The 18,375-nt window shown below is 66.7% G+C and carries 1 protein-coding gene; it reads left to right on the top strand.

Annotated elements, in window-relative coordinates; all coding sequences use genetic code 11:
- The first annotated feature begins 53 nt into the window (after positions 1–53).
- Complete coding sequence (locus tag CH262_RS14240; protein WP_094717853.1) at positions 54–18,347, top strand: non-ribosomal peptide synthetase; 18,294 nt, start codon at positions 54–56, stop codon at positions 18,345–18,347.
- Positions 18,348–18,375 lie beyond the last annotated feature (28 nt).

Here is an 18,375-nt window from a genome sequence, read left to right as displayed (position 1 = left end):
CGAAAGCCGAGCTCGCCGGTTGTGCACGTGGATCGATCAGGAGGAATAGTTAGATGGCGGTTGGACGTCGACGCGAGGCAGCATTGACGGTCGAGGACCTTCCGCGCTTGGTTCGGAGCGTCGCTGCGGTCGAACCGGACCGCGTGGCGCTCGCGCACCTCGGCACGGAGTTGACCTACGCCCGGTTGGACGAGGAGATCACCACCCTCGACACGGCCATGGGTGGGGTTCTGGGCCCGGACGCGCTGGTCCCGGTCGTGCTGTCCAACACCGTTCCCGGCCTCATCGAGGCCACCGACGGTGGTCTCGACGCCGTGGTCTCGTCGGTGGTCTCCGATGCCGCGACGGTTCTCGGTGACGACGACTCGGCGTCGAGCCCGGCCGAACCCGAGGCAACCACCCTCTACACCCTGTTCGCCGATCAGGCCGAGCGGACACCGGACGCACCCGCGCTCGTGTTCGGCGGCGAGAGTCGGTCCTATTCCGAGTTCGCAGAGTCGGTCGAACGCCTCGCCCGGGTTCTGATCGAGCGGGGAGTCGGCCCGGATTCGACGGTGGGGCTGTCGATCCGCCGCTCGTTCGATCTGCTGGTGGGTATGTACGCCATCTCGGCAGCCGGTGGTGCCTACGTTCCGTTGGACCCCGAGCACCCGGTGGATCGACTCGCCTACGTCCTCGATACCGCGCGACCGGTTCTGGTGCTCACGACATCGGAGGACCTGCCGCAGTTGCCGGACGGCACGCAGACTCTGCTCGTCGATGCCGTCGACGTCTCCGGCGTGACTGCAGGGCGCATCACCGATGCGGACCGGCTCGGCACCCTCGGCGAAGACGACCTCGCGTACGTCATCTTCACGTCCGGTTCGACCGGGCGGCCGAAGGGCGTGGCGGTGGGCCACCGCGCGATCGTCGCCAATATTTCCTGGCGGCAGCGGGAATACACGATGACCCCGGCCGACGTCGTCGTGCAGAAGACGCCGTTCACGTTCGACGTGTCGGTCTGGGAGTTCTTCTGGCCGTTGCAGATCGGCGCGACACTGGTGATCGCCGAGCCCGACGGGCACCGCGACCCCGCCTATCTCGCCCGCGTCATCGCTGAACACGGCGTGACGGTGACCCACTTCGTACCGTCGATGCTGTCGGTCTACGTTGCCGAACCCACCGCAGCACAGGCCGATTCGCTTCGCATGGTGTTCGCCTCCGGTGAGGCGCTGCCGGCGCGAACCGTCAACGCGTTCCACGCGATCTCCGGTGCCGAGTTGCACAACCTGTACGGTCCCACCGAAGCAGCCGTCGACGTCACGTACTACCGAACCCAGCAGGTGGAGGACGGCTCGGTACCGATCGGCGCTGCCGTCGACGACACCGACCTCTACGTGCTCGACGAGGGTCTGCGGCGCTCACCCCGGGGAGTCGAGGGAGAGCTCTATCTCGCGGGCGTGCAGCTCGCTCGCGGATACCTCGGACGCACGGACCTGACGTCCGATCGATTCGTCGCCGACCCGTTCGGTGAGCCGGGGGACCGGATGTACCGCACCGGCGACCTGGTGCGCCGACGCGCCGACGGCCAGATCGAGTACATCGGCCGCACCGACTTCCAGGTCAAACTGCGTGGCCTCCGTATCGAACTCGGCGAGATCGAGCAGGCGCTGCTCGCCGAGCCGCAGGTGACCCAGGCTGCAGTACTCGTTCACGCCGACCACTCGCAGGCGCAGTTGGGCGAGCAGCTCGTCGGCTATGTCGTGAGCACCGAGCCCGATATCGATCACGACGGCCTGGCCGATGCGGTGCGCCGGCGCATGCCCGAGTACATGGTGCCGTCGGTGTTCGTCGTGCTGGACGAATTCCCGCTGAACGCCAGCGGCAAACTGGACCGAAAGGCCCTGCCTGCACCCGATTTCGCCTCGCTCGTACGCGAGTATCGCGCCCCGGGCACCGACACCGAAACTGCTCTGGCGGCAATTTTCGAGACCGTTCTCGGTATCGACCGTATCGGCGTGGACGACGACTTCTTCGTTCTCGGCGGAAACTCGCTCAACGCCACCCGCGTGATCGCGCGAGTCAACGCGGAACTGGGCACAGCAGTGGATGTGCGGTCGTTCTTCGACGCACCGACCGTCGCCGAACTCGCCGCGGCCGTCGATGCCGCAGGCTCGACGCACGCGCGACCTCCGTTGGTGGCGCAGCAGCGGCCCGAACGTGTGCCGCTGTCGCTGGCCCAGCAACGGATGTGGTTCCTCAACCGATTCGAGCCGGACTCGGCTGTCAACAACATCCCGGTCGCCATCGCGTTGAGCGGCGAACTCGATTTCACCGCCCTGCAGGCGGCCTTGATCGACGTGTTGGACCGGCACGAGTCGCTGCGGACGGTCTACCCCGATCACGACGGCATCGGCTTCCAACAAGTACTCGAATCCGATGCGGTGGCAGTGGAATTGGAGCGCGCGACGGCAACCGATGCCGACGTTCCCGCCGTGCTGCTCCAGTTCGCGCTCAGGCCCTTCGATCTGGCGGTACAGCTGCCCTTCCGGGCGGTGCTTCTCGAGACGGCCGAGACCGAGCACGTGCTCGCGTTCGTGGTGCACCACATCGCGGCCGACGGATTCTCGATGGGCCCGCTGACCCGAGACGTGGTGGCCGCATACGTAGCGCGCACCAACGGGCAGCAACCACAGTGGACTCCGCTCGAGGTGCAGTACGCCGACTTCACGTTGTGGCAGAGGGCCGTCCTCGGCAGCGAGGACGATCCCGACTCTCTGATCTCGGCGCAGGAGAACTACTGGCGGCACCGACTCGGCGGCGCACCCGACCAGTTGGAGCTACCCACCGACCGTCCCCGCCCGGCGGTCGCCACGACCAACGGCGGCACGCACACGTTCGAGATCGACGCCGAACTGGTCCGCGCGCTGGAGAAGCTCGGAAGAGACCACAACGCAACGACATTCATGGTCGTGCACGCCGCGCTGGCCGTGCTGTTGGCCAAGCTCGCGGCCGCCGACGACATCAGTATCGGTACGCCGGTCGCCGGCCGTGGAGACGCGGCCCTCGACGACGTGGTCGGCATGTTCGTCAACACACTGGTGCTGCGCACCGAAGTCGATTCACGGACGTCGTTCGACGATCTGCTGCGCGAGATCCGGGAGGTGGACCTCGCTGCGTTCTCGCACGCCGACGTGCCCTTCGAGCGTCTGGTGGACGTGTTGGCCCCGGCGCGCTCGCAGGCACGCCACCCGCTGTTCCAGGTCATGTTGACGTTCCAGAACCTGGATCGAACCTCGGTCGAGCTCCCCGGCCTGACCATCGCAGCGGTCGACTACGAGGCAGACCTGGCGAAGTTCGATCTGCAAGTGACGCTGTGGGATTCGGCACCGGCCGGCTCCGAGCCCGCGGGCCTGACCGTCGCCCTGACCTATGCTGCGGACCTCTTCGACAAATCGACGATGGCTCGATTCGGAGAGCGGTTCGTTCGGGTTCTTCGTGCGATCACCGCAGCGCCCGCCGCAGCCGTCGGAGAGATCGACCTGCTCGACTCGGTCGAGCGGGAGTCGGTGCTGACGTTCGGTTCGGGACCGGCGCACGAGATCACCAGCGGAACAACGTTGGTGGGGCAGTTCGATGGTCGCGTCGAGCAGACCCCCGACGCGCAGGCCCTGGTGTTCGAGGACGTTCGGCTGACGTACGCCGAGCTCGATGCGCGCGCGAACCGCCTGGCGCGGTACCTGTTGTCGGTGGGTGTCGGGACCGATTCGACGGTCGGCCTCGCAGTCGGCCGCAGTATCGAGTTGTTCGTCGGTATGTACGCGATCGTCAAGGCCGGTGCTGCGTACGTACCCATCGATCCGGCTCAGCCGTCGGAGCGCAACGAGTACATCGTGAGCACGGCCTCGCCGGTACGGGTGCTCTCGAGCACCCGAGATCACGTCGAGTTCCCCGGCGTGGAGACGGTGGACATCGATACCGTGGACGTGTCGGAATTCTCGTCGGCGCCGGTGACCGATGCGGAGCGGACGGCACCGCTGCGGGCGGAGAACCTCGCATACGTCATCTTCACCTCGGGTTCGACGGGTCGGCCGAAGGGCGTCGGCGTATCGCACGCGGCGATCGTCAACCGGTTGTCGTGGATGCAGCACGAGTACCCCCTCGGTCCGCAGGACGTGGTGTTGCAGAAGACACCGGCTACGTTCGACGTGTCGGTGTGGGAGTTCTTCTGGGCCTTCCAGGTCGGCGCATCGGTGGTCGTCGCGGTTCCCGAGGGTCATCGGGATCCGTCGTACCTGCTCGATGTCATTGCACGCGAACGTGTTTCGGTAGTGCACTTCGTGCCGTCGATGATGTCGGTGTTCACGCCGGAGGCGTTGCGTCGGCCCGACGCGGGAGCGTCGCTGCGTACGGTGTTCGCCTCGGGGGAGGCGCTTGCGCCTGCTACTGCACATTCGCTGCGCCGCGCACTCCCACAGGTGTCGGTGCACAACCTGTACGGCCCGACCGAAGCTGCTGTCGACGTGACCTATCACGCGGTCTCCGACGCGGATACAGCCGTGGTGCCGATCGGTTCACCGGTGTGGAACACCGATGTGCGCGTTCTGGATTCGTCGTTGCGGCCGGTTCCGGTCGGGGTGTCGGGAGAGCTCTATCTCTCGGGTGTCCAGCTCGCCAGGGGATACGTGAGCCGACCCGATCTGACCGCGGATCGCTTCGTTGCCGATCCGTTCGCGGTCGACGGAGCGCGGATGTACCGAACCGGCGACGTGGTGCGGTGGCTGCCTGCCGGTGAGTTGGAGTACGTGGGGCGGTCCGACTTCCAGGTGAAGTTGCGTGGTCTCCGTATCGAACTCGGCGAAATCGAATCGGCTCTGTTGGATCTTCCCGAGATCGCTCAGGCCGTGGTGCTCGTGCGACGGGAACAACTGGTTGCCTACGTCGTCCCCACCGAAGGCCCGGTCGATGTGGACCGGGTACGCACCGCGCTACGTGGACGTCTGGCCGAGTACATGGTGCCGACCACCGTCGTGGAATTGGCCGAGTTCCCGCTCGGCGGAAGTGGCAAGCTCGATCGAAAAGCGCTGCCCGATCCGGAATTCGAGGCAACGCCCTACCGAGCACCGTCCGATCCGGTCGAAGAGATCGTCGCGAACGTGTTCGGCGCGGTCCTCGGACTCGACCGAGTCGGTGTGGACGACGACTTCTTCGCGCTCGGCGGCAATTCGCTCGTCGCCACTCAGGTCGCCGCACGACTCGGTGCCGAGCTGGGCACGACGGTGCCCGTCCGAACGATGTTCGAGGCAGGCACAGTGGCAGCCTTGGCTGCTGCGTTGGAAAGTCACGTCGGCCACGGAGTCTCCGCGCCTCTGGTGCCGCAGGAACGCCCCGAACGAATTCCGCTCTCTCTCGCCCAGCAGCGGATGTGGTTCCTCAACCGATTCGAGCCCGAATCGGCGGTCAACAACATCCCCGTGGCGATCCGGCTGACCGGAGCACTCGACACTGCGGCCCTGAACGCAGCGGTCGTCGACGTTCTCGATCGGCACGAGGCACTCCGCACCGTCTACCCGAGTGTGGACGGAGCGGGGCATCAGGTGATCCTGCCTGCCGAATCGGTGGCACCGGACCTGACGCCCACCACACCGTCCGCCGACGGTGCGGTGGCCGACCTGATCGCATTCGCCTCCGAAGGATTCGACGTCACCCGGTCGATTCCCCTGCGCGCGAAACTGTTCCAGGTCACCGACGACGAGTACGTGCTGGTCGTCGTGGTTCATCACATCAGCGCAGACGGGTGGTCCATGGGACCGCTCACCCGCGACGTGATGACGGCTTACCTCGCTCGTGTGGCCGGCGACGCTCCGCAGTGGACGCCGCTGGCGGTGCAGTACGCCGACTTCGCGCTGTGGCAGCGCGCCGTGCTCGGCGACGACGCGGATCCGAGCAGCCTGATGGCAGCACAGGCGGACTACTGGCGTTCGGCCCTGGCGGACCTGCCCAGTGAGCTGACCCTGCCGTACGACCGGCCGCGTCCTGCGGTGCAGTCGTACTCGGGCGGGCGGTTCCAGTTCGACATCGATGCGGATCTGCGTGCCTCGCTCGACGATCTGGCCCGGTCGACCGGAACCACCCTGTTCATGGTGCTCCACGGTGCACTCGCGTTGTTCCTGGCTCGCATGTCCACCTCGGACGACGTTGCGGTGGGTACCGCCGTCGCAGGCCGCGGCGAGGCCGTCCTGGACGACGTCATCGGCATGTTCGTCAACACCCTGGTGCTCCGCACCTCGGTCGATCGAAGCAAGGGATTCACCGACCTCCTCGGCCACGTCCGGGACGTCGACCTCGATGCATTCGCACACGCGGACATCCCCTTCGAGCGGCTCGTCGATCTGCTCGAACCCGAGCGAACGACGGCCAGGCACCCGCTGTTCCAGGTAGCGATCGCGTTCGAGAACCTGCCGCCGAGCGAATTCCATCTTCCCGATCTGACGGTCTCGGCGGTCGACGTCGAGGTCGACACCGCCAAGTTCGACCTGTCGCTGACGCTGCACGAGAAGTCCGACGGCACCGGTCTGTCCGCCGGTTTCCTCTACGCGCGAGACCTGTTCGACGACAACACGATCGAGGTGTTCTCGCGACGTTTCCGCTGGCTGCTCGAAGCGATCGTGGCGACACCGAACACCCCGGTGGGCGATCTGTCCATCCTCTACGACGACGAATACGACCGGCTCACCCACGTCCACGGTGACGACGTGTTGGCCGGCGGCACTCTGGCCGAGATCTTCGCTGCCGGAGCCGCACTCGACCCGTCGGCGACCGCGATTCGCTACGAGGGCCGCTCGATCTCGTACGCCGAACTCGATGCGACGTCCTCGCAGCTCGCCCGGGTGCTCATCGAGCGCGGGGCCGGCCCCGAATCCGTTGTGGCTCTGGGATTCCAACGCTCCTACTTCATGGTGCTCGCGGTCTGGGCAGTGGCGAAATCGGGGGCCGCGCACCTACCCGTCGACCCGACGTATCCGCAGGATCGCGTCGCCCACATGGTCTCGGACTCCGAGGCCCTACTGGGCCTGACCACCCGGGCACACTCGGATCGGCTCGCCGGCGGACAGCAGGACCTGACCTGGCTGAGCGTCGACGACGACGAGTGCGTGGCCGAGGTCCGCACCCGCTCTGCCGACCCGGTCACCGACGCCGACCGCCTGCGACCCGTCACGTTCCAGAACCCCGCCTACGTCATCTACACCTCGGGCTCGACGGGCAAGCCGAAGGGCGTTGTCGTCACGCACGCCGGACTCGGCGGCGTCCTCGACGCAGCAACCGATCTCTATCACCTGAAACCGGCCTCGCGGTTCCTCCACGTCTGCTCGCCGAACTTCGATCCGTCGGTTCTGGAGTGGATGGCGGCGTTCTCCGTCGGCGCGACGTTGGTAGTGGTACCCGCATCGATTCTCGGCGGCACCGAACTGGCCGAATTGTTGAAGGCGGAGAGGGTCACTCACACGATCATCACGCCCGCGGTGCTCGGCACGATGGATCCCCACGGGATCGATTCGCTCGAGGTGCTCTCGGTGGGCGGCGACGTGACCACTCCCGAATTGCTCGCCCGCTGGGCAGGGGACCGGAAGTACTTCAACGGGTACGGACCGACCGAGACCACGATCATCTCCAGCTTCGCCGAGTTGACGCCCGGCGAGCCGATCACCATCGGTCGACCGATTCACGGCATGTCCGTGCTCATCCTCGATTCCAGGCTCGAACCGGTTCCGACCGGTGTCGCGGGTGACCTGTATCTGTCGGGCGGTGCGCTCGCTCGCGGCTATCTCGGTAGGCCGAGTCTGTCCTCCGAGCGCTTTGTGGCCAATCCGTACGGTATCGACGGCGCACGGATGTACCGCACCGGCGACGTCGTGCGATGGACGGACGACCTGCAGCTGCAGTTCGTCGGCCGCACCGACTTCCAGGTCAAGGTGCGCGGGTTCCGTATCGAGCTCGGCGAGATCGACTCCGCGCTCACCGCTGTTCCCGAGGTCGACTTCGCCGTCACACTCGGACACGAACTGCCCTCGGGTGTCACCACCCTCGTGTCCTACGTGTTGCCGACGCGTGGTTCCGTCGTCGACGTCGACGAGCTGACCGCCTTCGTCGGAAAATCATTGCCCGCCTACATGATCCCGTCGTCGATCATCGTTCTCGACACCGTTCCACTGACCCCGGTGGGCAAGTTGGATCGCGCCGCGCTTCCCGCACCCGTGTTCGAGGCCCGGGAATTCCGCGCACCCACCACCGCGGTCGAAGAGATCGTCGCCGGAGTGTTCGCCGACGTCCTGCACCTCGAGCGAGTGGGACTGGACGACGACTTCTTCGCCCTGGGCGGTAACTCGTTGATCGCCACCCAGGTGGTCTCGCGGCTCGGCGCGGCCCTGGACACGGTGGTCCCGGTGCGGGCGCTGTTCGAGAGCTCGACCGTGGCCGCACTGGTGGCGCACGTGGAGAGCGCTGTCGGTTCGGGCGGGCGAGCTGCACTCGTGGCGGGTCCGCGTCCCGAACACCCGCCGCTCTCGCCTGCGCAGCAGCGGTACTGGTTCCTCAACCAGTTCGACACGACGTCGTCGGTGGACAACATTCCGTTCGCCGTGCGGTTGTCGGGTGAGCTCGACGTCGCTGCGCTGCAGTCGGCGGTGCGCGATGTCGTCGAGCGGCACGAGTCTCTTCGTACCCGGTACCCGGACTCGGCACAGGGCCCGTTCCAGCAGGTGTTGCCGGCGTCCGAGGTACCGATGGACCTCGCCGTCCGAGACGTGGCCGGTGTAAACGTCGTTGCCGCCGTGACCGAATTCTTTGCGCGGGGCTTCGACGTCACCGTCGAGGTGCCGGTCGACGCGCGCGTGTTCCGCGTCGACGAGAACGAGCACGTCCTGGCCTTCGTCGTCCACCACGTGTCGGCCGACGGCGCGTCGATGGGCCCGCTGGCCGTCGACGTCATGACCGCATACACCGGGAGATCTGCAGGGACGGCTCCGGACTGGGAGCCACTCGAGGTGCAGTACGTCGACTTCGCGCTGTGGCAGCGAACCGTACTCGGCACCGAATCGGATCCCGATTCGGTTGCAGCGCAGCAGGTGTCGTTCTGGAAGGATACGCTCGCCGAGCTGCCGGATCAGCTGGTGCTGCCCACCGATCGCCCGCGCCCGCCTGCGCAGAGTTTCCGTGGCGATGCCGTGCGGTTCACCGTCGACGCCGGCACGCACGCTGCTCTCGCCGAACTCGGACGTACCGAGCAGGCAACGTTGTTCATGGTGGTGCACTCGGCATTCGCGGTGTTGCTCGCACGCCTGTCCGGTTCCGAGGACATCGCGGTCGGAACGCCCATCGCCGGCCGCGGCGAGCGGGCTCTGGACTCGATGATCGGTATGTTCGTCAACACCCTGGTCTTCCGGTCGTCGGTCGAATCGTCGATGACCTTCCGCCAGTTGCTCGCTCAGGCCCGAGAGCGGGACCTGGCCGCGTTCGCGCACTCCGACGTTCCGTTCGAGCGTCTCGTGGAGGTGCTGAACCCGGTGCGGTCGACGGCACGCAACCCGTTGTTCCAGGTAGGCCTGTCCTTCCAGAACCTTGCCGAGTCGACGTTCGAGCTGCCGGGTCTGACGGTGAGTGCCGTCGAGGCGGATGCGGTGACTGCGAAAACCGATCTGCAACTGTCGATCTCGGATCGCTACGCCCCGGACGGCTCGCCCGCGGAACTGTCGGCCGAATTCAGTTACGCCACCGATCTTTTCGATCGCGCCACGATCGAAGGTTTTGCCGACCGGTTCGTTCGCCTCCTCGCCGCCGTGGCCGAGGACCCGTCGGCCGTCGTCGGCGATCTGGAGCTGCTCTCGCCCGAGGAACGCACCCGGATCGTCCGCACGTGGAACGACACCGATCACGATGTCGATGCGTCGCAGACGCTGGTATCGCTGTTCGATCGACAGGTGCAGGCGCAGCCCGACGCGGTCGCGGTGGTCCATGCCGGGCAGTCACTGTCGTACGGCGAGTTCGATCGTCGAATCAACCGGTTGGCCCGCGTCCTCATCGGTGCCGGTGTCGGCCCGCAGGTGACGGTTGCTCTGGCGATCAGGCGCTCGCTGGATCTGCTCGTCGCGATGTATGCCGTCGCCAAGGCGGGTGGGGCGTACGTGCCCATCGATCCGGATCAGCCGGCGGACCGCAATGCCTACATCCTGGAGGTAGCTGCTCCCGCTCTGGTCCTGAGTACTGCGCGGGACGGTGTCGATGTCGACTCGGTTCCGGTGCTGTTGGTCGACACCGATCCGCGAGTGCTCGACGCAGAGGTCTCGGACGCGCCCGTCACCGACAGTGAGCGCACCTCGCCGCTGCGGCCTGCGAACACCGCGTACGTCATCTTCACGTCCGGATCCACCGGCCGCCCCAAGGGTGTCGCGGTGAGTCATGCCGCCATCGTCAACCAATTGCTGTGGCAGAGCGCCCATTACGGACTGGGCAGCACCGACCGAGTGCTGCTCAAGACCGCGGCCACCTTCGACCTGTCCGTGTGGGAGTTCTGGGTCGCCACCGTCTCCGGTGGTGCGATCGTCGTGGCCGACGCCGAGGGCCACCGCGATCCCGCCTACCTCGTCGATCTGATGAACCGGGAATCGGTGACGACACTGCACACCGTGCCGTCCGTGCTCGACGCGCTGGTCACGGCGTCGGCGGGCACCCTGCCCGAACACCTGACGCGGATCCTGGCGATCGGCGAAGCGCTGCCGGTCGCCACGGCCGAGCGCGCGCTGCGCAGTTCTGCTGCGCGACTGGACAACTTGTACGGCCCGACCGAGGCCGCGGTCTCGGTGACTTCGCATCGGGTGACGACCGTCGACGGCACCACGGTTCCGATCGGTGGCCCGGAGTGGAACACCCGTGTCTACGTTCTGGATTCGCGTCTGGCTCCCGTTCCGGTCGGCGTCGCAGGTGAGCTCTACCTCGCGGGTGCGCAGCTGGCCGACGGGTACTTCGCGCGGCCGGATCTGAGCGCCGAGCGATTCGTCGCGGACCCGTTCACCCCCGGCGGCCGTCTGTACCGCACCGGTGACCTCGTATCCTGGCGCGCCGACGGCGAATTGGAGTACGTCGGGCGCACCGACTTCCAGGTGAAGATTCGCGGTTTCCGTATCGAGCTCGGCGACATCGATGCCGCTCTCGGATCGCTCGACGAGATTCGCGACGTCGCCGTGATCGCTCTCGCGGACACGGGATCAGGCGCGCGGCTCGTGGCCTACCTCGTGCCCGCCGATGGGGTGACGCTGGATCAGGACGGCATCCGTCGTGCACTCGCCGAACGTCTGCCGTCGTACATGATCCCGGCGGCCTTCGTCGTGCTCGAGGCTCTTCCTCGCGGCGTCAACGGAAAGCTGGATCGACAGGCGCTCCCCGAACCGCAGTTCGAGACAGCCGAATTCCGCGCGCCGACCAATCCGGTGGAAGAGGCCGTCGCGGCGGTCTTCGCCGAGGTGCTCGCTGTCGAGCGCGTGGGTCTGGACGACGACTTCTTCGCGCTCGGCGGTAACTCGCTCATCGCCACTCAGGTGGTCTCCCGGCTGGGGGCGGCGCTCGATACTCAGGTGCCTGTCCGCTCGATCTTCGAGTCTCCGACGGTGCAGTCGCTCGCACGTGCGATCGAGTCCGAGGTGGGTACCGGTGCGCGCCGGGCACTGACGGCTCGAACACGACCGGACTCGGTGCCGCTGTCGATGGCTCAGCAGCGCATGTGGTTCCTGAGCCAATTCGATCCGACCTCCGCCGTGAACAACATCCCGGTCGCAATTCGGTTGTCCGGCAGCATCGATGTCGATGCACTCACCAACGCCGTGCACGACGTGCTGGCGAGGCACGAAATTCTGCGCACCGTGTACCCGGAGGTCGACGGACGAGGCCATCAGGTGGTACTCGGTACCGCGGAGGCCGGCGTGACGGTTGTCGTCGACGACGTCGACGAGAGTTCGATCGAGCAGGCCCTGCGCGACTTCGTGTCCGCGGGATTCGACGTGACCCGAGCTGTTCCGGTCCGAATCCGGATCCTGCGGGTCAGCGAGACCGAGCACGTACTGGCCTTCGTCGCCCATCACATCGCCGCGGACGGGTTCTCGATGGGACCCCTGACGCGCGACGTCATGGTGGCCTACACCGCCCGTGCCGCGGGGGAGAACCCGCAGTGGGCACCACTCCCGGTGCAGTACGCGGACTACGCGTTGTGGCAACGCGAGGTACTCGGTTCCGAGGACGACCCCGATTCGCCGTTGGCGAAGCAGCTCGCCTACTGGACGACGGCTCTGGCCGGTGCCCCGGCACAGCTCGATCTCGCGACCGACCGGCCGCGTCCGGCGGTGGCGTCGTATCGCGGTGCGGCATACAACTTCTCGATCGACGAGGCTCTGCAGTCGAACATCGCTCGCGCTGCCCGCGCCAACAACGCCACGAACTTCATGGTGGTCCACACCGCGCTGGCGGTGCTCCTCGGCGCGATGGCGGGTACCGACGACGTGACGATCGGGACCCCGGTCGCCGGCCGCGGTGACGCCGATCTGGACGAGCTCGTCGGCATGTTCGTCAACACGCTCGCCCTGCGTACCGCGGTGCACCCCGCGGCAACGTTGCGCGAGCAACTCGCCGCAGTTCGCGAGGTCGACCTGGGAGCCTTCGGGCACGCCGACGTGCCGTTCGAGCGGCTCGTCGACGAGCTGGCCCCGGACCGCTCACAGGCTCGCCACCCGATCTTCCAGGTCATGCTGACGTTCCAGAACCTGAACCGCCAGACGTTGGCCCTGCCGGGGTTGAGTGTCGAGGGCATAGATCTGGGTAGCGCGTTCGCGAAATTCGACCTGCAGGTGACGCTCTGGGAGAACACGGACGACCGCGGTGCTCCCGCCGGAATCGACGTGCAGTTCGACTACGCCACAGATCTATTCGAAGAATCCAGCATGGCCTCCCTCGGGCGACGGCTCGTCCGGGTACTGCACGCGCTGACCGACACACCGGACGGGGTCGTCGGCGACATCGACATCCTCGAGGATGGCGAACGTACCCGCGTCCTCGAGGATTGGAACGCCACCGCGCACGAGGTGGATCCCGGCGCAACTCTGGTGTCGCTGTTCGAGACCCGAGTTGTCGAGTCCCCGGACAACACCGCCACGAGCTTCCTCGACGATCGGGTGACGTACCGCGAATTCTCCGAACGGGTCAACGCGCTCGCGCGTCTGCTCATCGCCGAGGGAGTCGGCCCGGAAACCGTGGTGGCGACGGCCATGCGCCGCTCCATCGACATGCTGACGGGTATCTACGCAGTGCTCGCCGCCGGTGGTGCCTACGTTCCGGTCGACCCGGATCTACCGGCCGAACGAATCGGCTACATCCTGGACACGGCGGCACCGGTGGTGCTGCTCACGACCGAGCGCGACGGTACAGATCTCGTGACCGACGCCGCCAGAATCCTGGTCGACACCGTCGACACGACAGGTCTGTCCACGGCACCGGTGACCGATGCCGAGCGAACCGCACCGCTGCGACCGGCGGACACCGCGTACGTCATCTTCACCTCCGGCTCCACCGGTCGCCCCAAAGGCGTTGCGGTCAGCCACGAGGCCATCGTCAACCGTCTGCTGTGGATGCAGGCCGAATACCGTCTGACCGAGCAGGACAAGGTGTTGCAGAAGACGCCGGTCACGTTCGACGTGTCGGTGTGGGAGCTGTTCTGGCCGTTGCAGATCGGTGCCGAACTCGTCATCGCGGTGCCCGACGGCCACCGAGATCCGGCATATCTGGTGAGCACCGTCGCCGAACGCGGCGTCACGGTCGCGCACTTCGTGCCGTCGTTGCTGGCCGTGTTCGCCGCTGCGGACGGTGTGTCGAACTGCACCGGCCTGCGTGCGGTGTTCGCCTCCGGTGAGGCATTGCCTGCATCGGTTGCCTCGGCCCTGCGCACTGCTCTGCCCGCAACCGAGCTGCACAACCTGTACGGCCCGACCGAGGCCGCTGTCGACGTCACCTATCACCATGTCCTGCCGTCGGACACCGTGTCGGTTCCCATCGGCGCACCGGTGTGGAACACGAGGGTGACCGTGCTCGACGCGCGACTGCACCCCGTTCCCGTCGGGGTGCCCGGGGAGCTGTATCTCGCCGGGCGTCAACTGGCCCGCGGATACCTCGGCCGCCCGGACCTGACCGCCGACCGGTTCGTCGCCGACCCGCACGGCAGTGCCGGCTCGCGGATGTATCGCACCGGAGACCTGGTGCGCTGGAGGCGCGACGGTGAACTCGAGTACCTCGGCCGCACCGACTTCCAGGTCAAACTCCGAGGCCTGCGGATCGAGCTCGGCGAAATCGAAGCCGCGTTGACTGCAGATCCGTCGGTCGACCAAGCCGTCGTTCTCGTGCGCCGGACGCCGTCGGCAGGTGAACTACTGGTCGGCTACGTCGTTCCTGTCGTCGGGGAGACTATCGACTCCACAGCGGTCACCGCCTCGGTTGCGAACCTTGTTCCCGAATACATGGTTCCGGCCGGGCTCATCGTGCTCGATGCCCTGCCACTCGGGCCGAACGGCAAGCTGGACCGCAGAGCACTACCCGAACCGGAATTCGGCAGCGATGCCGAATTCCGTACCGCGACAACCGACACCGAACGCATCATTGCCGAGGTCTTCGCAGACGTCCTCGGCCTCGACGCCGTCGGGGTCGACGATTCGTTCTTCGCGCTCGGCGGCGACAGCATCGTCTCGATTCAGCTCGTCTCTCGCGCCAAGGCCAGGGGAATTCAGTTCGGGCCGCGAGATGTGTTCGAGCGCAAGACCGTTGCCGGTCTCGCCGAGGTCGCCGTGATCGTCGGTGAGGGCAGCGACGCGGTCGTGCTCGAGGAACTCGACGGCGGCGGTGTCGGTTGGCTGCCGCTACCCCCGTTCGGTGTGGCGATGATCGAACGCGGCGGCGGGTGGTCACGCTTCCACCAGGCCGTGACCTTGGAGTTGCCGATCGGCATCGACCGAGCCGGAATTCTCGCCACGGTGACCGCAGTGGTCGATCGACACGACGTGCTGCGGTCGACCCTGGTGCACGACGACCGCGGCTGGGGCCTCGAGGTTGCGGGCACCGGAGCCGTCGATGTGGATGCGTTGCTCACCCGCGCCGATACCGATTCGGCTGCAACAGTATTCGACGATGCGGTGGGAACGCTCGACCCCACGGCCGGGCGCATGCTCGCCCTCGTCTGGGTCGACCGAGGACCCGAGGTGCCGGGCACGCTGACCGTGGCGGCGCACCACCTCGTGATCGACGGAGTGTCGTGGCGAATCCTGGTCCCCGACTTCGTCTCCGCCTGGGCTCAGGTGTCCGGGGGAGTGACCCCGACCCTCCCCGAGGTCGGGACCTCGATGCGGCGTTGGACCCATGCACTGGTCGACGCGGCAGCGAGCGAGGCGCGGCTGGCCGAATTGCCGCTGTGGCGTTCGATCGCCGACACCGAGGACCCCGTGCTGGGCAACCGCCCCTTCGATCCCGCGGTCGATGTCGTGGCGACGCTCGAACGGGTGAACATCGAACTGACACCCGACGTCACGCGCACCTTGCTGACCACCGTTCCGGAGATCTTCCGCGGCGGAGTGGGCGACGGGTTGCTGGCCGGGCTCGCCTTGGCCGTCACGAGACTGCGGTCCGAGCGCGGCATCACTGCACCGGCAACACTGGTGCAGCTCGAAGGCCACGGCCGCGAGGAAGCGGTGGTTCCCGGAGCTGATCTGGGACGGACCGTCGGCTGGCTGACCAGCATGTTCCCCGTTCGCCTCGACCTGACCGGAATCGACGTCGATGCTGCGTTCGCGGGAGGGTCGCAGCTCGGAGACGCAGTCAAGGCAGTCAAGGAGCAGATGCTGGCGCTGCCCGATCGAGGCATGGGCTGGGGACTGCTCCGCTACCTGAACTCGGAGACCGCTGCGGAACTGGCCGAACTCGGCACCGGCCAGATCAGCTTCAACTACCTGGGCCGGGTCGACGCCGGCGAGGTCCCGGACGAGATGAAGTCGCTCGGCTGGTTGCCGGCCGCCGACGGTGACCTTTCTGCACCCGGTGACGCCGACATGGCCGCGAACAAGACCGTCGACATCAACGCGATCGTGCTCGACACCGACGAGGGCGGGGTCCTGAGCGCCGGCTTCGCGTTCCCGACCGGAGCCGTGTCTGCGGACACGGTCGAGCGTCTCGCCGGGCTGTGGTCCGAGGCGTTGTCGGCGCTGGCCGCGTACGCCGAGGCACCCGGCTCGGGCGGCCTGACCCCGTCGGACGTGCCTCTGGTGGCGCTGTCGCAGGCCGACATCGCGTCGTTCGAGGCGCGTTACCCACAGCTGACCGACATCTGGTCGCTGTCACCGTTGCAGCAAGGACTGCTGTTCCACGCGTTGTTCGCCGATGCGTCGATCGACGTCTACACCATGCAGGTCGTACTCGACCTGGCCGGCGAGGTGGACGCCGAACGGTTGCATCACGCTGCCCAGACGCTGCTGGACCGGTACGACAATCTGCGTACCTCGTTCACCGCGACCGCGGACGGCGAGACGGTGCAGATCGTTCAGCAGAACGTTCGGCTCCCGTGGAAAACGATCGATCTGTCTCATCTCGACGGGCTCGAACGCGACGCTGCCGTCGCCGACGCACTGGCCGCGGATCAGCGACGGCACTTCGACGTCTCCACGGCACCCCTGCTGCGGTTCCTGCTCGTCAGGATCACGCCGACTACGTACAAGCTCGCGATGACCAACCATCACGTGTTGCTCGACGGGTGGTCGTTGCCGCTGGTGATGAAGGAACTGTTGTACCTGTACGCCGCTCGTGGTTCCACCTCGTCGATGCCGAGGGTTCGCTCGTATCGCTCCTACCTGGCATGGCTGAACCGACAGGACCCGGCCGTGTCTCTCGGTGCGTGGACCACCGCGTTGGCCGGAGTCGAGGAGCCGACGTTCGTCGCGCCGCCGAGTGTCGGACGTGAGATCTCCGCCCGCTCGGCAGAGACGGAGCGATATGTCGATCCCGAGACCACCGCGTCGCTCGTGGCGCTCGGTGGCAGGCTCGGCGTCACGGTCAACACGCTGGTGCAGGCGGCCTACGGCCTGCTGATCGCACACATCACCGGCCGTACCGATGTCGTGTTCGGTGCCACGGTCTCCGGCCGTCCCGCTGCTCTTCCAGGCGTCGAGTCGATGATCGGCCTGTTCATCAACACCATCCCGGTGCGCGTTCGATTCGATCCGGCCGACACTGTCGAGAACTACCTGGTCCGGATTCAGGGAGAACAAGCAGACCTGCTCGACCACCATCACATGGGACTCGTCGACATCCAACGGGCGATCGGAATGGGGAATCTGTTCGACACCCTCACCATCTTCGAGTCCTACCCGGTGGACGAAGCCGAGCTGACGCAGCAGGCGGCAGCGATCGACGGAATGACCGTCGAGTCGGTGAGCTCGAACGACAACACTCACTACCCACTGACGTTGTTGGTCGTGGCCGAGGATCGAATCTCGTTCACGCTCAAGTACATCAGCGATCTGTTCGACGCTGCGTACGTCGAGTCCATCCTGTCCCGGCTCGTCGGTGTTCTCGAAACCTTCGTCTCCGACACCACGACGGCGGTCGGCGATATCGATCTGCTCGGCTCGGAAGAACGAACCCGTGTGATCGACACCTGGAACGACACCGCACACGAGGTCGACGCCGGCATCATGCTGACCGCGCCGTTCCGGGCTCGGGTTGCGGCGAACCCGGACGCCACGGCCGTGCTGTACGAGGGCACCGCAGTGACCTACGCCGAGTTCTCGGAGCGGGTCAACCGTCTTGCCCGACACCTGATTTCGCTCGGCGTCGGCCCGCAGTCGCTCGTCGCTCTCGGCATGAGGCGAGGCATCGACCTGATGGTCGGCATGTACGCCGTCCTCGAAGCCGGCGGCGCATACGTACCCATCGATCCGGACCACCCGGCCGAGCGCATCGAGTACATCCTCGACACCGCGGTGCCGGTCGCCGTTCTCTCGACCAGCCACGATCGGACGGGACTGCCGGAACGGTTCCCGATTCTCGAACTGGACACCCTCGATCTAGCGTCCTACCCGGCAGACGCCGTGGCCGACGCCGACCGACTGGCACCGGTACGCCCGGAGAACACCGCCTACGTCATCTTCACGTCCGGGTCGACCGGGCGACCCAAGGGCGTCGCGGTGCCGCACCGCGCGATCGTCAACGAGATGGCGTGGATGATCGACCAGTATTCGCTCGACGAGAACGACGCTCGCACCGACCTGGAGTGGGAGGAAGAAGCCCCACAGTGACACGTCGAACGTCGTCGCCGTCTTCTGC

Origin of the sequence: Rhodococcus sp. 05-2255-1e (assembly GCF_002259025.1) — a bacterium.
GTDB lineage: Bacteria > Actinomycetota > Actinomycetes > Mycobacteriales > Mycobacteriaceae > Rhodococcoides > Rhodococcoides fascians.
The sequence above is the reverse complement of the archived record's forward strand: the minus strand, read 5'-3'. Positions and strand labels throughout refer to the sequence as shown.